This window comes from Streptomyces sp. YGL11-2 (genome assembly GCF_050054615.1).
Lineage (GTDB): Bacteria > Actinomycetota > Actinomycetes > Streptomycetales > Streptomycetaceae > Streptomyces.
Genome location: NZ_JBNHIN010000043.1, coordinates 52,256 through 71,866, shown reverse-complemented (window position 1 = coordinate 71,866; position 19,611 = coordinate 52,256). Strand labels below are relative to the sequence as shown.

Below are 19,611 nucleotides of genomic sequence, written 5' to 3'. Positions count from 1 at the left end.
CCCCGCCCGCCGCAGGCGCAACGGCGTAGCACCCGACAACGTGGGGCGCGGCACAGCGCAGCGGAACGGCGGAACGGCCGACAACGTGGGAGGGGGCCAACCGGCCTCAAAACGCCTGCGAGACCGCGTAGATACACAGTCCCGCCAACGCGCCCACGACCGTGCCGTTGATGCGGATGAACTGGAGGTCGCGGCCGATGTGTGCCTCGATCTTCTTCGAGGTGTGCTCGGCGTCCCAGCCCGCGACGGTGTCCGTGATCAGGGAGGTGATCTCGCCCTGATACGTCGTCACCACGTAGACCGCGGCGCCCTCCAGCCAGCCGTCGACCTTGCCCTGGAGCCGGCCGTCGGCGGCCATCCGCTGCCCCAGGGACAGCAGCGCGGCGCGGGTGCGCAGCCGCAGTTCGCTGCGCTCGTCCTCGGCGGCGGCCACGATCATGGCGCGGACCGAGCCCCAGGCGGAGGCGATCAGGTCCTGCACCTCGCCGCGGCCCAGCACCTGCGACTTGAGCCGTTCGACCTTCTCGCGGGTGCCCGGGTCGGTCTGCAGGTCGCCCGCGAAGTCCTTGAGGAAGCGGTCCACCGCACCGCGCGCCGGGTGCTCGGGCATGTCCCGCATCTCGGTGACGAAGCGGAGCAGTTCCTTGTAGACCCGGTCGCCCACCTTGCGGTCGACGAAGCGGGGCGTCCACCCGGGGGCGCCGCCGGAGACCGCCGCCATGACCGAGTCGCCGTGCTCGACCAGCCAGTCGTGCGCGCGGGCGCAGACCAGGTCCACGACCCGGGTGTGGCCGCCCTCGGCGACGACCTTCTCCAGCAGGGTGCCGAGGCCGGGCGCGATCTCCTGGGCGTCGGCGCGCCGGGTGATGGCCTCGCCGACCACCGCCTGGACGTCGGAGTCGCGCAGCACGGTCAGCGCCCCGCGCAGCGCGGCGGACAGCTCGGCGGTGACCCGGTCGGCGTTGTGCGGCTCGGCGAGCCAGCCGCCCAGCCGGGCGCCGATGCCGACGGAGCGCAGCCGGCGGCGGACCACCTCGCCGGAGAGGAAGTTCTCCCCGACGAAGTCGCCCAGGCTCCGGCCGAGTTGGTCCTTCTTGGTGGGGATGATGGCGGTGTGCGGGATCGGCAGTCCCAGAGGCCGCTTGAACAGCGCGGTGACCGCGAACCAGTCGGCCAGCGCGCCGACCATCCCGGCCTCCGCCGCCGCCGCGACGAACCCCGTCCAGCCGCCCGCCCCGGCCGCCCCGGCCCACTTCGCCAGGACGTAGACCAGCGCGACGGCCAGCAGCAGGCAGGTCGCCAGGGTCTTCATCCGGCGCACGGCCTGCCGCTTCTCCTCGTCGGCGGCGCTGTACCGGAAGCCGCCGGGCCCCGCCGCGCGCCCGGCCGGCGCGCCGCCCGGTACCGCCACCGGCTCCGCGGCCGGCGCCGTCCGTGACGCCTGAGCCTTCGTGTCGTCCATCCGCTCCACCGTTCCCACCGTTGTCCCCGCCCGCCATCCGTACGCCCGCACCGCGCGCGGCGCCGTACCACCTGTTCCGTCCGTCCCGCGCATACCGTCCGTACGCCCGTATGTCCCACAGTGCCCTACTCCCGGAGCCCCGCACGAGTTCCCCGGGCGGCCCCCGGGGGTCCGTGGGATCATGGACGCCCGCCGCACCGTGACGGTGCCGCCGGCCACGGGGCGCGGGTCGTGCCGTCGTACGCGTCCAGCTGTCCCTGCCCGCCCGGAGCACGCAGCTCCGCCAGCCCCAGGAGACCACTCCCGCATGAACAGACGTGTGGGTTACACCCTGCTCGCCGGTATGGCGGCAGTGGTGGTGCTGATCTCGGCCGCGATATTCGCCGGTTTCGACGGCGAGCGCGGCACTCCGGGCAGCGCACCGCACGCCCCGCACCCTCCGGCCGCCCAGGCGGCCTCCGGGCGGTGGGTCGGCACCTGGTCGGCGGCCGCCGCGTCCGCCGAGCCCGGCACCAAGGACGGCTATGCGCAGATGTCGATACGGAACGTCGTGCACACCAGCGTCGGCGGCACCGACGCCCGTATCCAGCTGTCCAACCTGTTCGGCACCCGCCCGCTGACCTTCAGCCACGCCTCGCTGGCGCTGGCCGCGGGCACCGGCGACCCGACCGCCGCGGCCGGCACCATGCGCCGGCTGTCGTTCGGCGGCAGACACTCGGTGACCATCCCGATCGGCGGCCAGATCACCAGCGACCCGGTCCGGCTGGCCGTCCCCGGCGACGCCGACCTGCTGGTCACCACCTACTCCCCCGCCCCCTCCGGTCCCGCCACCTACCACCCGTACGCCCGCCAGACGTCCTACCTGGCGCGCGGCGACCGCACCGAGGACGCCACCGGTACCGCCTACACCGAGCAGAGCCCGTACTGGCGCTATCTGACCGGGGTGGACGTGTGGAGCACCCGGGCGCACGGCACGGTGGTGGCCCTCGGCGACTCGCTCACCGACGGCATCACCTCCACCCCCGGCGCCAACCACCGCTGGACCGACTTCCTCGCCGCCCGGCTGCGCGACGAGCCGGGCGCGCCCCGCTACGGCGTCCTCAACGAGGGCATCAGCGGCAACCGCCTGCTGATCAACGGCAGCCGCTACTCGCCCACCAACGGGCCCAGCGCCCTGGCCCGCCTGGACCGCGACGCGCTCTCCCGCGCGGGCGTGAAGGCGGTGGTTGTCGAGATCGGCCTGAACGACCTGTTCAAGTCCCCGCGCCAGCTCGACCCGGACAAGGTGCTGGCCGGGATGCGGCGGCTGGTCCGCGAGGCGCACGCCCGCGGGGTGCGGGTCATCGGCAGCACCCTGACCCCCTTCGGCGAGCACCGCGGCTACTCCCACCGGCTGAACGCGGTACGCGAACGGGTCAACCGGGTCATCCGCTCCGGCAGCGTCTACGACGACGTCATCGACTTCGACAAGGCGCTCCGCGACCCCGACGAACCGGAGCAGCTGCGCGCCTCGTACGACTCCGGCGACCATCTGCACCCCAGCGACCGGGGTTACCGCGCGATGGCCGACGCCGTCGACCTGGACCGCCTCCGGCGGCGCGCGCCGGAGGCGCTGTGACGGGAGCGGGCTCGGTCACTCCAGCTCGCGGCGCCCGCGGCGCTCGTCCCGCAGCCGCCGCCGCTCCTCCCGGCGCTCGGACCGCAGCCGGAGCTGATCCTCCCGGCGCTCGGCCTTGAGGCGGAGCCGCTCCTCCTTGGGCAGCTTGCGCTCCACGCCGACGCCGCCCATCAGGGCCACGCCGGTGACGATCACCCGGGGGGCGCCGGGCTCCCCCGGAGTGCCGTCCTCCCGGGAGTCGAAGCCGCCCATGATGCCCAGCCCGCGCGTCTCCACCTCGACGCCCGGCGGCACGATGACATTGACGCCGCCCATCAGCGCGAAGACGCTGATCTCGACCTCCGGCGCCGCGAAGTTGGCCTCGCGCAGGTCGAGTTCACCGCCGCCCATACAGCAGATCGCGGTGAACCGGCGCCCGATCGTCCACCGGCCCTTGCGCTCGAACCCGCCCATGATCCCGACGCCGGAGGTGGAGCCCTGGATGTCCGGGCGGATCCGCTCGGGCCATGCTGTGACCGGGCCGACCGCGCCGCCGGCCGCGGGCTCCTTGCGGAGCGAGGGCGGCGCCGGAGCCGGTGCCCCGGCCGGCAGGTCGGCGGTGATCCGCTCCAACTCCCCGTACGTGCGCGCCTTGTAGGTGGTGTCGAACCGCTCGTCGAACTCCGCCATGTCCAGTCGCCCCTCGGCGAGGGCGTCCCGCAGGATCTCGACGACCCGCTCGCGGTCGGCGTCGGAGGCACGCAGCTGGGGGAGCCGTTCGTCAGTCATACGGACAGACTAGAGCGCGCCCGGATCCGCGTCGCCGGGCTCGCGGCGAGCAGCGCCACCACCCGCGTACAGCTCGGCGATCAGCGCCTCGATGTCCGGCTCCCGTACGGACAGGTCGACCAGCGGATAGCGGTCGGCAACCGCCGCGACCAGCGGTGCCGCGCTCCCGGTCGCCGGGAAGGCCAGCCACTGCCGCGGACCCTCCACCTTGACCGTACGGGCGCCCGGGACGCCCTCGATGGGCGGCAGCTCCCGCGCCAGGTCCACCACCAGCATCCGCTCGCCGTCCGCCGCCGCCCGCAGCCCCGCCAGATCCCCGTCGTGGACCAGCCGGCCGTGGTCGATGACCATCACCCGGCGGCACAGCTGCTCGATGTCGGTCAGGTCGTGGGTGGTCAGCAGGACCGTGGTGCCGCGTTCGGCGTTCACCTCGCGCAGGAAGGAGCGGACCTTCGCCTTGCTGACGACATCCAGGCCGATCGTCGGCTCGTCCAGGTAGAGCACCTCGGGGTCGTGCAGCAGCGCCGCCGCGATGTCGCCGCGCATCCGCTGGCCCAGCGACAGCTGCCGGACCGGGACGTCCAGCAGCGGGGCCAGGTCCAGGAGTTCGACGCAGCGCGCCAGGTTGGCGCGGTAGACGGCATCCGGGACCCGGTACATCCGGCGCACCAGCTCGTAGGAGTCCTTCAGCGGCAGGTCCCACCACAGGGTGGTGCGCTGCCCGAAGACCACCCCGATCCGGCGGGTGAGCCGGGTCCGCTCCCGTGCCGGGTCGACGCCGGCGACCCGCAGCCGCCCGCCGCTGGGCACCAGAATGCCCGTCAGCATCTTGATGGTGGTGGACTTCCCGGCGCCGTTGGGCCCGATGTAGCCGACCATCTCGCCGCGCGGCACCCGGAAGGTGATGCCGTCCACGGCCCGCACCTCGTGCTTGGTGCGCCGCAGCCGGCCCGCCCGGCGCCGTACGGTGAAGACCTTCTCGACCCCGTCCAGCTCGATCAGCGGATCCCCTGACACCGGTAACTTCCTTTCCATTGCCGTCACTTGAGGCTCCCTCAGCTGCCGGTGCTGCGGTACGACCGGACCCCGCGCCGCCAGGCCAGCCCGGCGCCCGCGCACATCAGCGCCGCCACCGCCGGCCCCAGGAACGCCACCCAGCGCGGCAGCCCCAGCGGGTCGGGGCGGCCCAGCAGCCACAGCGCGGGCAGCCAGTTCACGAAGGCCAGCGGGACGATGAAGGTGACCCCGCGCACCAGGTCCCGGGCGAACACCGTCGGCGGGTACTGGAGCAGCGCATTGCCGCCGTAGGTCAGCGAGTTCTGGAGCTCGGCGGCGTCCTGCGCCCAGAACTGGAAGGCCGCCCCGGCCGTGTAGACCGCCCCGAAGATCGCCGTACCGCACACCGCCATCAGCGGCACCATCAGGACCCGGCCCGCCGTCCAGTCCACGTCGATCCGCCCCAGCGCCCAGCCCAGCACCAGCAGCGCCTGGACGGTGCGGCCCAGGCGGCGCAGCGCGAACCGGTCGGCGGCGATCTGGACGAAGACCGGCGCGGGCCGCACCAGCAGGGTGTCCAGGGTGCCGTCGCGGATCCGCGCGCCGAGCCGGCTCAGATTGCCGAGCAGCAGGTCCGACAGGCCCAGCGCCAGGCTGCACGTGCCGTAGAGGAAGGCGACCTCGGGCAGCGAGAAGCCGCCGAGCGCGCGGATCCGGGAGAACATCAGCAGGATCGCCACGAAGTCCAGCCCGCTGGCCGCGAAGTTCCCGAACGCCGTCAGCAGGAACGACGTCCGGTAGGCGAGCGTCGCCCGCACCCACATCCACACCAGCAGCCCGTACGCGCACAGCCCGTGCCGCACGGCGGCCGCGCCCTCGCCGGGGCCGGTGCGGCGGGACAGCGTCGAACGGGCCCTAACCACCCTGCACCACCACCTTGCGGGTGGCCGCCGACTGCACCAGCCGCCCCAGCGCCAGCAGCGCCGCCGCCCAAGCCGCCTGGAACGCCAGCCCGCGCAGCAGCGCACCGCCCGTCCGAGCCCCCATCAGCACATCGGCCGGCACCTGGAGCAGCGCCGCCCACGGCAGCAGCTGCGCGAGGTCGGCCAGCGCGCCCGGGAAGACCCGCAGCGGCAGCACCAGCCCCGAGAAGAACATGCACGACAGCATGCTGACCATGGCCAGCCCCGAGCTGTCCAGCAGCCAGAACGACGCCAGCGCGACGAGGTACCGCAGCGCGAAGCTGACCACCACCCCCAGCGCCACCGACAGCAGGAACCAGCCCCAGGTCAGCGCGCTGCCCGGCAGCGCCAGCGGGAACGCCAGCGCGCCCACCGCCATCGGCACCACCCCGCGGCCGATCAGCTGCAGCCCGGCCCGCCCCAGCTCGGTGGCCAGCCACCACAGTTGGAGGTCGGCCGGCCGGTAGAGGTCCACCGCGACGTCGCCGCTGCGGATCCGGTCCTGCAGCTCGTCCAGGCCGCCGTACGCGATCAGCGCGAACAGCGCCTGCCCCGCCCAGACGAAGGTCAGCGCCTGCGTGCGGTCGTAGCCGCCCAGATGCGGGCGCTGGCTCCACAGGGCGAGATAGGTGTAGGCGATGACGAACCCGAAGGCGGTGTTGGTGACCACCCCCGCCGCGGTGGCGACGCGATAGGTGGCGTACCGCCGGAAGCTGCCGGCCACCACGGCCCCGTACAACACGCCCCGCTCCCCCAGCTCTTGGCCGCTCGGCCGTGGTCGTCGTGCGCCGTCCCCGGTCGGACCCCGGAAGGGCCGGACGGCAAAACACCGGAGCCTAAGGTCTGCCCGCGATGGGCACCATCGATTTATCACCCTTGCGGGTGAGTCAGGGGCGCCATTCAGCCGGTCCGGGGGCGGACGCGGGTGTGCGCCACCCCCGGGGGCGGGGACGCAGGATGCGACAGTTCCTCTCGGGTGTCCGCCGCCGCCCCCGGCACCGCGCAGGTACCACCGCACACCACCCGTACGGCACCGTCCCGTACGGCACCGTCCTGATACGACACCGATCCGCCGCGGCACAACCATCGGCGGCGGCCTAGGAGTCACACCGACATGAGCGACGATCCGCAAGGCGACGGCGCGGGCCCCGAGTCCCGCCCCCGGCGCACCGGCTGGCGCCGGGCCATCCCCACCTGGCGCATGGTGGTGGGCAGCGTCCTGCTCTTCCTGCTGCTGATCGTGGGTGGGCTGGTCGCCGGGTACCTGCTCGTCGGTATCCCGCCCGCCAACAGCGCCGCCAAGGCGCAGAGCAACGTCTACCTCTACTCCGACGGCTCCGAACTCGCCCGCGACGGCGACGTCAACCGCGAGAACGTCCCGCTCAGCCATGTCCCCAGAACCGTCCAGCGGGCCGTACTCGCCGCCGAGGACCGGGACTTCCACTCCGAGTCCGCCGTCGACCCCGCCGCGATGGTCCGGGCCGCCTGGAACACCGTGACCGGCAAGGGCAAGCAGTCCGGCTCCACCATCACCCAGCAGTACGTGAAGAACTACTACCTCGGCCAGGAACAGACCCTCACCCGCAAGGCCAAGGAGTTCTTCATCGCGATCAAGCTGGACCGCGAGGTCAGCAAGGACAAGATCCTGGAGGGCTACCTCAACACCAGCTACTACGGCCGCAACGCCTACGGCATCCAGGCCGCCGCCCAGGCGTACTACTCCAAGACCTCCGACAAGCTCACCACCGCCGAGGGCGCCTACCTCGCCGCCCTCCTCAACGCCCCCAGCGCGTACGACATCGCCGCCCACCCGGAGAACAAGCCGCGCGCGGTGGCCCGTTGGAACTACGTCCTGGACGGCATGGTGAAGAAGAAGTGGCTCAGCCGCACCGAGCGGGCCGCGATGACCTTCCCCCCGCTCGGCAAGGCCAAGGCGTCCCACGGCCTCTCCGGCCAGCGCGGCTACCTCGTCGAGGCCGCCAAGGACTACCTCACCGACCACGGCATCCTCGACGAGAACACCCTGCGGGCCGGCGGCTACCGCATCACCACCACCATCGACCGCAAACGCCAGAACGCCTTCGTCAAGGCCGTCGACACCCAGCTGATGGACAAGCTCAGCGACACCCGCAAGGTCGACGGGTACGTGCGCGCCGGCGGCGCCTCCATCGACCCCGCCACCGGCCGGGTCGTCGCCCTCTACGGCGGCATCGACTACGCCAAGCAGTACGTCAACGGCGCCACCCGCCACGACTACCAGGTCGGCTCCACCTTCAAGCCGCTGGTCTTCGCCGCCGCCGTGCAGAACAACTCCACCACCCAGGACGGCACCCGGATCACCCCCAACACCGTGTACGACGGCACCGACAAGCGCATGACCGTCAGCCACGGCCGCCCCACCGGCTTCGCGCCCGCCAACGAGGACGACCGCTCTTACGGGCCGATCACCGTCACCGAGGCCACCGACAAGTCCGTCAACTCCGTCTACGCCCAGATGGGCATCGACGTCGGCCCGGACACCGTCAAGAACACCGCGATCGCCCTCGGCATCCCCGCCAAGACGCCCAGCCTGGCCTCCTCCCGGGGCGCCGTCTCACTGGGCACCGCCACCCCCAGCGTGCTCGACATGACCCAGGTCTACGCGACCCTCGCCCGGCACGGCAGCCAACTCCCGTACACCCTGGTCGACTCCGTCACCAAGAGCGGCGACGACGTCGAACTCCCGGACCGCGAGCAGACCACCGCCGTCAGCCGCGCCGCCGCCGACACCACCACCCAGATCCTCCAGAGCGTCGTCGACGGCGGCACCGCCCAGGCCGCCCAGGCCGCCGCGCGCCCGGCGGCCGGCAAGACCGGCACCGCGGAGGACGACAAGGCCGCCTGGTTCGCCGGCTACACCCCCGAACTCGCCACCGTCGTCGCCGTACTGGGCCAGAACCCGGACAGCGCCGCCCAGGAGCCGTTGTACGGCGCCGCCGGCCAACCCCGGCTCAACGGCGGCGACTTCCCCGCCCAGATCTGGGCCGACTACACCGCCGCCGCCCTCAACGGCCGCCCCGTACGGGACTTCGACCTGCAACTGGAGGAGGGCGCCGAGCAGAGCACGTCCCCCGAACCGACCGGCAGCACCCCCCAATCGCCGAGCGGATCGGCCTCGCCGTCCACCGGCCCGACCGACACCGGCAACCCCACGGCCACCACCCCGCCCGGGACCGGCACCCCCACCGGACCGACCGGCGCACCGACCCCACCGCAGTTCCCGACCGCGGGACCCCCCACCGCGCCCACCCAGTCGTTCCCGACCTTCGGCCCGAACGCCGACGACCTGGCCGCGTATCCCGGGGACTGAACCCCGCGGCGCCCGGGCCTGTCCGACGGATCGGGCCCGGAGAGGCCGCCACGCCCGGATCAGTGCCCCGACGTCGCCTTCAACCCGACCACCGCCACCAGCAGCAGGCAGATGCCGCACCTCCCGGGGGACAACCCTCGGCCCCCTGCCCGGATCAGTGCCCCGACGTCGCTTTGAGCCCGACCACCGCCACCAGCAGCAGGCAGATGAAGAAGATCCGCGCCGCGGTCGCCGGCTCGCCGAGCACCAGCATCCCGACGACCGCCGCGCCGGCGGCCCCGATGCCCACCCACACGCCGTACGCCGTGCCGATCGGCAGCGTCCGGGCCGCGTAGGAGAGCAGCAGCATGCTGGCGACGATGCCCGCGCCGGTGAACACGCTGGGCCACAGCCGGGTGAAACCGTCGGTGAACTTCATCCCGATCGACCAGCCGACCTCCAGCAGACCGGCGACGGCAAGCAGGATCCATGCCATGACGGCACCTCCGTGAACAGAGCTTCAACAGGGGTGCGTCGTCTTGTCGTGACCCGGTACGGCGCGTCTCGTCGGGTTCCCCCGAGGCTAGCAAATGGCTCCCCCGGGGGTGGTGAACCAGGTCACCNCGGCACCTCCGTGAACAGAGCTTCAACAGGGGTGCGTCGTCTTGTCGTGACCCGGTACGGCGCGTCTCGTCGGGTTCCCCCGAGGCTAGCAAATGGCTCCCCCGGGGGTGGTGAACCAGGTCACCACCCCCGGGGGAGCCAGGAGTCCTATGAGCCGGGAGTCTCGGGAGCCAGGAGTGCCGGGAGCCGGGAGTCCTACAGGTACAGCCCGGTCGCGTCGTCCGCACCCTCCAGCCGCTCCGCGGCCACCGCGTGCAGATCGCGCTCGCGCATCAGCACGTACGCCACCCCGCGCACCTCGACCTCGGCCCGGTCCTCCGGGTCGTACAGCACCCGGTCGCCCACCTCGACGGTCCGTACGTTCTGCCCGACCGCGACCACCTCGGCCCAGGCCAGGCGGCGGCCGACCGCCGCGGTCGCGGGAATGACGATGCCCCCGGTCGAGCGGCGCTCGCCCTCGGGGATGTCCGTCCGGACCAGCACGCGGTCGTGCAGCATCCGGATCGGCAGCTTGTCGTGGGTGTCCTGGGTGTTATTCGGGCTCACGGCATGACCGTACCTGCCCGGCGCCGGCGATCATGCACCGCGGGCCGGTTCGGCGGCCCCGGGCAGCCTGCTCCGACCGACCCTAGCCGCGCCGCTTCTTGGAGCCCAGCGCCAGCAGACCCACCACGGCCACCCCGATCACGGCCACCGGAATGATCCGCTCCAGCCGCGGTGCGCCCCCTTCCGACACCAGCTGGCCCCGCACGTCCGACAGCGCACGGTGGGCGGCCACATAGGCCCGCCCCGCCGTACGGTCCACGGCCTGTGCCGCCTTCGCCTTCACATCGCCCACGATCGTCTTCGGGTGCAGCCGCACACCGATCTCGTCGAGCGTCACGGCGAGAGCCTGCCGCCTGCGGACGATGTCCGCCTCGATCTGCGCAGGGGTCCTGGCTTCCGACACCGCGCTGCCTCCGTCATCTCGTGCCGATGCGTCCAAGGGCCGGCCACCGAGCCCCGTGGGGAACCGGCCACCACGCTCCGTGCACCGATCCTTAAGGGACAGTCTGTCAGCTCGTACCTCCGCGCGCCCCACAGCACCCCCGTTTCGGGCAGCCGCACCGCCCCTGCCACCGTCCCGCCGCCCGCCTGGCTAGTGTTCGGGGCGTACGGAACCACCCGCCAGGAGACGGAGGCCACCATGAGGGAGCACAGCACGCGGAGCGAGGTCGCGGCATGAGCGAGCGACTCCAGCCCGGCGACACCGCGCCCGCCTTCACCCTGCCCGACGCGGACGGCAAGCAGGTCTCGCTTGCCGACCACAAGGGCCGCAAGGTCATCGTCTACTTCTACCCGGCCGCGCTCACCCCCGGCTGCACCAAGCAGGCGTGCGACTTCACCGACAACCTCGACTTCCTCGCCGGCCACGGCTACGACGTCATCGGCATCTCGCCCGACAAGCCGGAGAAGCTCGCCAAGTTCCGCGAGAAGGAAGACCTCAGCGTCACCCTGCTCGGCGACCCCGAGAAGGAGGTCCTGACCGCCTACGGCGCCTTCGGCGAGAAGAAGCTCTACGGCAAGACCGTCACCGGCGTGATCCGCTCCACCGTCATCCTCGACGAGGACGGCAAGGTCGAGCGCGCGCTGTACAACGTCAAGGCCACCGGGCACGTCGCCAAGATCATCAAGGATCTGGGACTGTAACGGCGTAACACAGCGCCGCCATCACGCCGTGACGCCGTCACACCGCAGCACCGGCACGCCGTAACGCCGTAACACCCGCCGCGGCAGGGGCCGTCGCGCCCCTGCCGCACGGCGACGGCCCGCGCGCCACCGCCCGCGCTACGGCGCCGCCGCCGGCTCCGGTGCCACCACCACCGCACAGTCCGGGAGCTCCAGCACCGCCTCGGCGCCGCCCTCCGCGGCGGCCCCGAACTCCAGCCGCGCACCCAGCACTTCCGCCTGGCCGGCCGCGATCGTCAGCCCCAGACCGTGCCCCGTACCGCGCTCCGGCGCCGCCGTACGGAACCGCCGCGGCCCCTCCGCGCACAGCTCCGCCGGATACCCCGGACCGTGGTCGCGCACCACGATCCGCGAGCCCGCCACCACCACCTCGATCGGCGGCTTGCCGTGCTTGGCCGCGTTCGCCAGCAGATTCACCAGCACCCGCTCCACCCGGCGCCGGTCCGTCTCCACGATCCGCGGCTCCCCCTCGACCGTCACCGACACCGACAGATCGTCCACCCCGCGCTGCCGCGCCGCCCGCGTCACGATCCCGCGCACCAGCGACGGCAGCTCACAGGCATCCAGATCGGCCCGCTCCACCCCCGCGTCCAGCCGCGACACCTCCAGCAGGTCCTCCACCAGCCGCCGCATCGCCTGCGCCCGGTCCCGCACCAACTCCACCGCACGCTGCTGCGGCAGCAGCTCCGCCGCCGCCACCAGCCCGGCCACCGGCGTCCGCAGCTCATGCGCCACATCCGCGGTGAACTCCCGCTCCGCCTCCACCCGCGCCGCCAGCGACGTCGCCATGTGGTGCACACTGCGGCCCAGCTCGGCCACCTCGTCCCGCCCGTTGCTGGCCAGCGCGTCCGCGTCCGGCGGCGCACCGGCCGCGATCCGCCGCGCCGCCGCCGCACTCAGCCGCAGCCGCCGCGACAGCCGCTGCGCCACGAACCACGACACCCCCGCCATCAGCACCACCGTGCCGCACCCGGCGATCAGCAGCGCCCGGTCCAGCGCCACCTGCGCCGGATCGTCCGACGGATACGCCGCCGACACCGACAGCGACCGCGCCGGCCGGGCCCCGTCCCCGCCGACCCCGGTCGCCGCCCACACCCGGGGATCCTCCCCACCGCTCAGATACGTCCCCGAACGGTTGTGGAACACCGCCGCCCGCAGCGGCGGCGGCAACGCCGCATCGTCCAGCTGCGCGCCCAGCGCCAGCGTGCCGTCCCGCTCATAGATCTGCAGCGCCGAACTCAGCCGCTCGTCCTGATACGCCCGGGCCGACCGCTCCCGCTCGGCATCGGCAATGTGGTGCACGGCGAACCCGAGCACCACAACGGCCAGCGCCGTCATACACGAAATGGCCAGGGCGATCCGGCCTCGAATGCCCATCACGCGAGGTTGTACATCTCCGTCGTGTCACCGAGCGGCGTCGAGCCCTCGTAGGTCACCTCCAGGCCCGTGAAGGCCCGCGCGCCGTCGACCTCCTTGGCGCCGTAGAGCCGGAACGTCGCCCGGTAGCCGGAGTCCGTCCCCACCCCCGCCGCGGTCTTCTCGACCTGCACCACGCCCTTGCCCTCCGCTTCCTCGGAGTCATAACGGGTCCAGGTGATCCCGGTCGCCACCATGCCCGCGTCCGCGCAGGTCAGCGTGATCACCCGGGGCTTGATCTCCGGCTCGCCGATCCCGCAGTCCCGTACCCCCGGCAGCCCGGCCGTCGGCTGCCCGTCCGACTTCACGTCCTGTACGGCCGAGGTCTTCGGTGCGGCGTCCACCGCCGAGGCGCGCTCCGACGCCTGGCTGAACCAGACCCCGCCGGCGGCCAGCGCGGTCACCACGACAAAGGCCACCAGAGCGGTACGCCCGCGCCTCCAGCGGGACCCTTCGCGGTCGGTCATCACACACTCCTCCCGGGGCACCCTCGCCCCGTAACCCCCACCAGCAAACACGACCGCCAAGGCCGCTGCGCACAGACCCCGGCACCTCGTCACCGCACTCCGGCACCACGCAGCGAAAGGCACCCATCGACGGACCTTCGCCGGAAAGGTGCAGTTTCGCCACCGCCACTCTCCCCTCCCCCCGACACAGGCTGATTGCCCGAATGCTGCGGAGACCGCTCGGCTGTGTACCAGTCGTGTAACAACCCCCGACGCGCCCCTCGACGTCCCCTACCGCGCGCATCTCCGGACGGCTTGCCCGGCACCGTGTCGGCCGTCCTGAGTGACACAGCTCGCATCCTCCGCCGAGGCCGATCCCCCCTCCGACCGCACAGCCGCGCCCGCCCCGCCCCTGCCCGCACCCGCGCCCACACCGACCCCACGATCGAACCGCCGTGCGCCGACCCCCACCATCGACCAGGACCCCGCGAGGCTCCGCCGCCGGATGCTCTTCCGTACGCCCGCTACGCCCCCACCCTCCGCGGCCACCCACCAGGAAGCCATCACCCTCATCGCCGCCCGGACCTCCGAGCCGCACTTCCGAAGCCACCCAACTCCGCGTGACCGCCCCCGCGTTCGATCGTTGTTCAGTTCGATCACATGCGGGGGCCTGACGAATGCCCCCGCACGGAGCACGGAAACGGGGGCAACATGGCGCTCAAATACACCCACGAACTGCTCGCGGCAGCCGCGCACGTCTCGTCGTCGTACGACGACGTGGTCCGCTGGTTCGGCAGCACACCAACTCCAGGCAACCGCCGTTACGTACAGGCCAAGTTGCACGAAGCAGGCATCAGCACCGCCCATTTCACACCTCAAGGTGTACGCCACACCGAGGCCCGCCTCCGCGAACTGGTCGCCTGCTCGCAGAGCGTGGCCGAGGTGGTACGGCGGCTCGGCATCAGCCCGGTCGGCGGGAACCAGGCGCACATCGGCCGACGCCTCGCCGAACTCCGCATCGACACCTCACACTTCACCGCCTCCGGCCGGCCCCGACGCAAGGCCCCCCGACCGAATCGCCTGGTGCTGGGATCGCCGACGGACGGCCGCACCGGCGGAGAGCGTCTGCGCAGAGCCCTCCTGCGGCAGGGGGCCGCCGAGCGCTGCGCGATGTGCCGCACCGGCACCGAATGGAACGGCCGCCCCTTACGCCTGGAAGTCGACCATCGCAACGGCGAGTGGTGGGACAACCGCCCGGAGAACCTGCGGCTGTTGTGCCCCAACTGCCATGCGGTGACGGACACATATCGTGGCCGCAAGCGGCAGCGGAAGTGACATGGCCGCCATGTCCCGCAGGCGCCTTGCCTACACCCCGGAACTGCTGGCACGCACCGCGGCCGTCTCCACGAGCCTGGTCGACATGCTGCGCCGGCTCGGCACACCGCTCGGCAGCGCTCCGCACCGCTATCTGCGCGACCGCCTGCGGCACTACGGAATCGACACGGCACACTTCGTCGACGAGCCGCTGCCACGCCAACCACCCCGTTCGTACACCGAGGCGGCGCTGAGGGAAGCCGCCGCGCAGTCCCACAGCATCCGGGAGATGCTGGACTGCCTGGGGGTGCTGCCGTACAGCAGCGCATACACCCACATCCGCAAACGGCTGGACCAATTCGGCATCGACACCGCGCACTTCACCAGTCGCCGGAAAGTCTCCCTGCTGCTTCCTCGCGACGAGTTGGCAACGGCCGTGGCCCGCTCCCGGAGCATTGCCGAAGTCCTCAGGCACCTCGCGCATGTCGCGACTCCGTCGTCGCGGAGAGCCGTGAAGCAGAGCATCGAGCATTACGCCCTGACGACCGCGCACTTCACCGGACAAGGGCACGGACGTGGCCGCCCGTCCCCGGCCCGAAAGCCGGCCGACGAGATCCTGCGGCTTCTCGCACCCGATGCGCGGCGGACGAAAACCGTGACGCTGCGCCGCGCTCTGGAGGAGAAGGGCGTGCCCCACCGGTGCGCCGAGTGCGGCCTTGGGGATATCTGGCAGGGCAAACGACTGGTCCTGGAGATCGACCACGTCAATGGCGACCGCCTGGACAACCGCCAGGAGAACCTGCGGTACCTCTGCCCGTCGTGCCACAGCCAGACCAGGACGTTCGGCCGCCAGTCGGCGCACCTGACAATCCCCGCACAGACGCAGAGCCGGACACAGTAGAGTTGGCGCCGCGGGCCCGTACCCCAGCTGGCCTAGAGGGCGCCGGTTTAGGTCCGGTGTGTCGTGGGTTCGAGTCCCACCGGGCCCACCCGCACGAACGGCCTCCCGATCCTCGGACCAGGAGGCCGTTCGGCTGCCCGGCCAGCGGCCTCGTCACCCCAACAACTCCCCCACCACCCCCGCCAACGCCCGGAACGCCTTGCCGCGGTGGCTGATGGCGTTTTTCTCGGCGGGGGTCAGTTCGGCGCAGGTACGGGTTTCGCCGAGGGGCTGGAGGACGGGGTCGTAGCCGAAGCCGCCGGTGCCGGCGGGGGTGTGGCGGAGGGTGCCGTCGAGGGTGCCCTCGACGACGCGCTCGGTCCCGTCGGGGAGGGCGAGGGCCGCGGCGCAGGCGAAGTGGGCGGCGCGGTGCTCGTCGGCGATGTCGGAGAGCTGGGCGAGGAGGAGTTCGAGGTTGGCCCGGTCGTCGCCGTGCCGGCCGGCCCAGCGGGCGGAGAAGATGCCGGGGGCGCCGCCGAGGACGTCGACGCAGAGGCCGGAGTCGTCGGCGACGGCCGGGTGGCCGGTGGCCCGGGCGAGGGCGTGGGCCTTGAGGAGGGCGTTCTCGGCGAAGGTGACGCCGGTCTCCTTGACGTCGGGGACATCCGGATAGGCGTCGGCGCCGACGAGTTCGACGCCGAGGCCGGCCGCTTCCAGGATGGCGCGGAGTTCGGAGATCTTGCCGGCGTTGCGGGTGGCGAGGACGAGGCGGCGCGGGGGTGCGGGGTGCCCGCCGGTTTGTGGCTGCATGGGGAGTGATTATCCCGTGTGGCCGGGGGTGCAGAGCGTCGTCATCTCGTCGGCGGCCTCGCCGATGGGTTTGAGGTCGGGGGCCTTGTCGGCGTTGATGGACGTGCGGGCGTTCTTGATGCCGGTGTTCATCTTGTCGATGGCCTTGGCGAGGTCGGGGTCGTGCGCGGAGTTGCCGACCTTCTTGAGGCTGGTGTCGATCTCGTCCAGGGCCTTGTTGGCTTCCTGGGGGTCGTCGAGGGCGTTGTCGGCGGCCTTCTGGAGCTTGTCGACGCCGTTGACGACGGCGGTGGCGGTCTTGGCGCAATCCATGGCCTTCTGGACGGCGCCGCAGCCGGAGAGGAGCGGTACGGCGAGGGTGGCGGCGGCCAACGCGGCGAGTGCGGGGGCGGCGGTGCGGCGGCGGTGGGGGCGGGCCATGGGGCGGTTCCTTCCCTTGCGGCGTACGGGGCGGCGTACTGGGGGCAAGGGGGGAAACGCGGGGTGGCGGGCGGGGGTTGCCCGGGCCGGGCGGGCGGGGGCGAAGATCGGCCAGGGCGGGCGGCGGGGCCGGTTGCGCCGCCCGCGCCGGGCTCAGAGGGTCCGGGCGAGGGCCTCGCGCTGGGTGGTGTCGAGGGTGGCGCAGCCGGTGACGGCGAGATCGAGGAGGGAGTTGAGTTCGTCGCGGGCGAAGGGCTCGGCCTCGGCGGTGCCCTGGACCTCGACGAAGCGGCCGTCGCCGGTGCAGACGACGTTCATGTCGGTTTCGGCGCGGACGTCTTCCTCGTAGCAGAGGTCGAGGAGCGGGACGCCGCCGACGATGCCGACGCTGACGGCGCTGACGGTGCCGGTGAGGGGCTGGCGGCCGTGCTTGATGAGCTTCTTGCCCTGGGCCCAGCTGATGGAGTCGGCGAGGGCGACGTAGGCGCCGGTGATGGCGGCGGTGCGGGTGCCGCCGTCGGCCTGGAGGACGTCGCAGTCCAGGACGATGGTGTTCTCGCCGAGGGCCTTGAAGTCGATGACGGCGCGCAGTGAGCGGCCGATGAGGCGGCTGATCTCGTGGGTGCGTCCGCCGATCTTGCCGCGGACGGATTCGCGGTCGCCGCGGGTGTTGGTGGAGCGGGGCAGCATCGCGTATTCGGCGGTGACCCATCCTTCGCCGGTGCCCTTGCGCCAGCGGGGTACGCCTTCGGCGACGGAGGCGGTGCAGAAGACTTTGGTGTCGCCGAAGGAGACGAGGACGGAGCCTTCGGCGTGCTTGCTCCAGCCGCGTTCGATGGTGACGGGGCGGAGCTGTTCGGGGGTGCGGCCGTCGATGCGAGACATGGCTCCGACCCTATCGGCTGTACTGAGGGCCTCGTTCCGGTACCGGAACGAGGCCCTCGGTGCGGCCGCGCGTCAGGCGCGGATCAGGAGCGGGTGCTCACATCATGTCTTCGATTTCGGCGGCGATGGGGTCGGCGTCGGTGCCGATGACGACCTGGATCGCGGTGCCCATCTTGACGACGCCGTGGGCGCCGGCGGCTTTGAGGGCGGCCTCGTCGACGAGGGACGCGTCGTTGACCTCGGTGCGGAGACGGGTGATGCAGCCCTCGACCTCTTCGATGTTGTCGAGCCCGCCGAGTCCGGCGACGATCTTCTCAGCCTTGGTGGCCATGTCCACTCCTGCTTGTCTCGGCCGCCGGCGGTTCCGCCGCACGGTTTTCACACGGTAACGCACGTTCAGCCCAACTACGTGGGCGTTTGACCGCTGCCTGGCGAAGGATGGCGGTCATCGCGGTGCGCGCCGAACGCACGCCGATGAATGGTCTACACCACCAGTATGCGGCAAGCGGCGGGCCGGTTGCCGCCCGGCCGCCGCCGGGAGCACGCGGAGGACGCGGATGACTTCGGACGCATCGGGCGCGGCGGGCGCATCGGGCACGGCGCCGGGGAAGAGGCCGGCGAAGAGCCGGGCGGCGGGGCTTTTCCAGGGGTTGCAGAAGATGGGCCGCAGCCTTCAGTTGCCGATCGCCGTGCTGCCCGCGGCGGGCATTCTCAATCGCCTGGGCCAGCCGGACGTGTTCGGCGACAAGGGGCTGGGCTGGGGGAACGTGGCGAAGGTGTTCGCGGGGGCGGGCGGGGCGCTGCTGGATTCGGGGCTGGGGCTTCCGCTGCTGTTCTGCGTCGGTGTGGCGATCGGGATGGCGAAGAAGTCGGACGGGTCGACGGCACTGGCGGCGGTGGTCGGTTTTCTCGTCTATTTCTCGGTGCTGCATCAGTTCCCGGTGGTGTGCCCGCCGGGGCAGGCGTTCACGCAGGCGGGGCTGTGGGGCGGGGTGTGTGTCGACCGGGCGGGGAAGGCGACGCAGGCGACGTTCCAGAATCCGGGGGTTTTCGGCGGCATCGTGATGGGTTTTCTGTCGGCGTGGTTCTGGCAGCGGCTGCACCGGGTGAAGCTGGTGGACTGGCTGGGGTTCTTCAACGGGCGGCGGTTGGTGCCGATCGTGATGGCCTTCGTGGGGCTGGCGTTCGCGGTGGTGTGCCTGTGGGTGTGGGCGCCGATCGGTGACGGTCTGACGAGTTTCAGCGAGTGGCTGTCGGCGCTGGGGTCGTGGGGTGCGGGGATTTTCGGGGTGGCGAACCGTGCGCTGCTGGTGGTGGGGCTGCACCAGTTCCTGAATACGTTCGTGTGGTTCCAGTTCGGCAGTTTCACCAAGCCGGACGGGACGGTGGTGCACGGCGACATCAACCGGTTCCTGGCGGGTGATCCGTCGGCGGGGCAGTTCACCACGGGGTTCTTCCCGATCATGATGTTCGCGCTGCCGGCGGCGGCGCTGGCGATCGCGCACTGCGCGAAGCCGCATCGCCGCAAGGAGGTGGCCGGGATGATGCTGTCGGTGGGGCTGACCTCGTTCGTGACGGGGGTGACCGAGCCGGTGGAGTATTCGTTCCTGTTCATCGCGCCGGTGCTGTACGGGATTCACGCGGTGCTGACGGGTGTGTCGATGGCGGTGTGCTGGGGGCTGGGCGTGCACGACAGCTTCAGTTTCTCGGCGGGGTTGATCGACTACGTCATCAACTGGGGGCTGGCGACGAAACCGTGGCTGATCATTCCGATCGGGTTGTGTTTCGCCGTCGTCTACTACCTCCTCTTCCGTTTCGTGATCACGAAATTCGATCTGGCGACGCCGGGCCGGGAGCCGGCCGAGGTGGGTGACGCGATGGAGCGGGAGAACGTCAAATAGCCCGCGGGGGACGGGTGATGCCCGTCCCACCTGGTCTTTCGTCGTGCGCCGGC

20 protein-coding genes, 1 tRNA gene and 2 riboswitches are annotated in these 19,611 nt (G+C 72.0%); of the genes, 7 read left to right on the top strand and 14 right to left on the bottom strand.

Annotated features, from left to right (window positions below):
- Positions 1-106: 106 nt before the first annotated feature.
- Positions 107-1,462, bottom strand: coding sequence for a DUF445 domain-containing protein (locus ACO1BR_RS33545; protein WP_426798867.1), 1,356 nt, complete (start codon positions 1,460-1,462; stop codon positions 107-109).
- Positions 1,463-1,769: 307 nt separating this feature from the next.
- Here ACO1BR_RS33545 and ACO1BR_RS33540 point away from each other — a divergent pair, with 307 nt between their 5' ends.
- Positions 1,770-3,080: an SGNH/GDSL hydrolase family protein gene (locus tag ACO1BR_RS33540; RefSeq protein WP_426798866.1), complete on the top strand. Its 1,311-nt coding sequence runs from the start codon at positions 1,770-1,772 to the stop codon at positions 3,078-3,080.
- A 15-nt stretch (positions 3,081-3,095) separates the two neighbouring features.
- Here ACO1BR_RS33540 and ACO1BR_RS33535 read toward each other — a convergent pair whose 3' ends face one another.
- From ACO1BR_RS33535 to ACO1BR_RS33520, 4 genes are all read right to left on the bottom strand, one after another.
- On the bottom strand, positions 3,096-3,848 hold the full coding sequence (locus ACO1BR_RS33535) for a DUF1707 SHOCT-like domain-containing protein (RefSeq protein ID WP_426798865.1): 753 nt from the start codon (positions 3,846-3,848) through the stop codon (positions 3,096-3,098).
- A 9-nt stretch (positions 3,849-3,857) separates the two neighbouring features.
- Positions 3,858-4,883: an ABC transporter ATP-binding protein gene (locus ACO1BR_RS33530; protein ID WP_426798870.1), complete on the bottom strand. Its 1,026-nt coding sequence runs from the start codon at positions 4,881-4,883 to the stop codon at positions 3,858-3,860.
- 20 nt (positions 4,884-4,903) lie between these two features.
- Positions 4,904-5,668: an ABC transporter permease gene (locus ACO1BR_RS33525; RefSeq protein ID WP_426798869.1), complete on the bottom strand. Its 765-nt coding sequence runs from the start codon at positions 5,666-5,668 to the stop codon at positions 4,904-4,906.
- Between the two features lie 91 nt (positions 5,669-5,759).
- Complete coding sequence (locus ACO1BR_RS33520) at positions 5,760-6,548, bottom strand: ABC transporter permease (RefSeq protein WP_426798864.1); 789 nt, start codon at positions 6,546-6,548, stop codon at positions 5,760-5,762.
- 372 nt (positions 6,549-6,920) lie between these two features.
- Here ACO1BR_RS33520 and ACO1BR_RS33515 point away from each other — a divergent pair, with 372 nt between their 5' ends.
- Positions 6,921-9,155 carry a transglycosylase domain-containing protein gene (locus tag ACO1BR_RS33515; RefSeq protein WP_426798863.1) on the top strand — a complete coding sequence of 745 codons (2,235 nt, stop codon included), beginning with the start codon at positions 6,921-6,923 and terminating at the stop codon, positions 9,153-9,155.
- 154 nt (positions 9,156-9,309) lie between these two features.
- Here ACO1BR_RS33515 and ACO1BR_RS33510 read toward each other — a convergent pair whose 3' ends face one another.
- The 3 genes from ACO1BR_RS33510 to ACO1BR_RS33500 all read right to left on the bottom strand — a co-directional run bounded on the left by ACO1BR_RS33510 (position 9,310) and on the right by ACO1BR_RS33500 (position 10,707).
- Entirely contained in the window at positions 9,310-9,630 is a 321-nt protein-coding gene (locus tag ACO1BR_RS33510; RefSeq protein WP_043264497.1) for a DMT family transporter, read from the bottom strand.
- Positions 9,631-9,662: 32 nt separating this feature from the next.
- A riboswitch (guanidine-III (ykkC-III) riboswitch) is annotated at positions 9,663-9,722 on the bottom strand.
- A 66-nt stretch (positions 9,723-9,788) separates the two neighbouring features.
- A riboswitch (guanidine-III (ykkC-III) riboswitch) is annotated at positions 9,789-9,848 on the bottom strand.
- 105 nt (positions 9,849-9,953) lie between these two features.
- Complete coding sequence (locus ACO1BR_RS33505) at positions 9,954-10,256, bottom strand: GroES family chaperonin (RefSeq protein WP_078894626.1); 303 nt, start codon at positions 10,254-10,256, stop codon at positions 9,954-9,956.
- Positions 10,257-10,386: 130 nt separating this feature from the next.
- Entirely contained in the window at positions 10,387-10,707 is a 321-nt protein-coding gene (locus ACO1BR_RS33500; RefSeq protein WP_426798862.1) for a DUF3618 domain-containing protein, read from the bottom strand.
- Positions 10,708-10,979: 272 nt separating this feature from the next.
- Between ACO1BR_RS33500 and bcp the strand changes: the two genes are divergently transcribed.
- On the top strand, positions 10,980-11,447 hold the full coding sequence (bcp, locus tag ACO1BR_RS33495; RefSeq protein WP_426798861.1) for a thioredoxin-dependent thiol peroxidase: 468 nt from the start codon (positions 10,980-10,982) through the stop codon (positions 11,445-11,447).
- Between the two features lie 138 nt (positions 11,448-11,585).
- Here bcp and ACO1BR_RS33490 read toward each other — a convergent pair whose 3' ends face one another.
- A complete protein-coding gene (locus ACO1BR_RS33490) occupies positions 11,586-12,863 on the bottom strand; it encodes a sensor histidine kinase (protein WP_426798860.1) in 1,278 nt (425 codons plus the stop codon).
- Entirely contained in the window at positions 12,863-13,369 is a 507-nt protein-coding gene (locus ACO1BR_RS33485; RefSeq protein WP_159503574.1) for a hypothetical protein, read from the bottom strand. The genes ACO1BR_RS33490 and ACO1BR_RS33485 overlap by 1 nt, the downstream gene beginning before the upstream one ends.
- Positions 13,370-14,059: 690 nt before the next feature.
- Between ACO1BR_RS33485 and ACO1BR_RS33480 the strand changes: the two genes are divergently transcribed.
- From ACO1BR_RS33480 to ACO1BR_RS33470, 3 genes are all read left to right on the top strand, one after another.
- Complete coding sequence (locus tag ACO1BR_RS33480; protein ID WP_426798859.1) at positions 14,060-14,683, top strand: HNH endonuclease; 624 nt, start codon at positions 14,060-14,062, stop codon at positions 14,681-14,683.
- A gap of 10 nt (positions 14,684-14,693) precedes the next feature.
- Entirely contained in the window at positions 14,694-15,563 is an 870-nt protein-coding gene (locus ACO1BR_RS33475) for an HNH endonuclease signature motif containing protein (protein WP_426798858.1), read from the top strand.
- Between the two features lie 12 nt (positions 15,564-15,575).
- A tRNA-Leu gene (locus ACO1BR_RS33470) sits at positions 15,576-15,651 on the top strand.
- 65 nt (positions 15,652-15,716) lie between these two features.
- Here the strand turns inward: ACO1BR_RS33470 and rdgB are convergent.
- From rdgB to ACO1BR_RS33450, 4 genes are all read right to left on the bottom strand, one after another.
- Positions 15,717-16,352 (bottom strand): RdgB/HAM1 family non-canonical purine NTP pyrophosphatase, encoded by a 636-nt coding sequence (gene rdgB / locus ACO1BR_RS33465; protein ID WP_426798857.1) that lies wholly within the window; start codon positions 16,350-16,352, stop codon positions 15,717-15,719.
- Between the two features lie 9 nt (positions 16,353-16,361).
- Positions 16,362-16,772 carry a hypothetical protein gene (locus tag ACO1BR_RS33460; RefSeq protein ID WP_426798856.1) on the bottom strand — a complete coding sequence of 137 codons (411 nt, stop codon included), beginning with the start codon at positions 16,770-16,772 and terminating at the stop codon, positions 16,362-16,364.
- Between the two features lie 153 nt (positions 16,773-16,925).
- Complete coding sequence (gene rph, locus ACO1BR_RS33455) at positions 16,926-17,657, bottom strand: ribonuclease PH (RefSeq protein ID WP_159503569.1); 732 nt, start codon at positions 17,655-17,657, stop codon at positions 16,926-16,928.
- 97 nt (positions 17,658-17,754) lie between these two features.
- Positions 17,755-17,994 carry a glucose PTS transporter subunit EIIB gene (locus ACO1BR_RS33450; RefSeq protein ID WP_078487387.1) on the bottom strand — a complete coding sequence of 80 codons (240 nt, stop codon included), beginning with the start codon at positions 17,992-17,994 and terminating at the stop codon, positions 17,755-17,757.
- A 220-nt stretch (positions 17,995-18,214) separates the two neighbouring features.
- Here ACO1BR_RS33450 and ACO1BR_RS33445 point away from each other — a divergent pair, with 220 nt between their 5' ends.
- Entirely contained in the window at positions 18,215-19,558 is a 1,344-nt protein-coding gene (locus tag ACO1BR_RS33445; RefSeq protein ID WP_426798855.1) for a PTS transporter subunit EIIC, read from the top strand.
- The last annotated feature ends 53 nt before the right edge of the window (positions 19,559-19,611 follow it).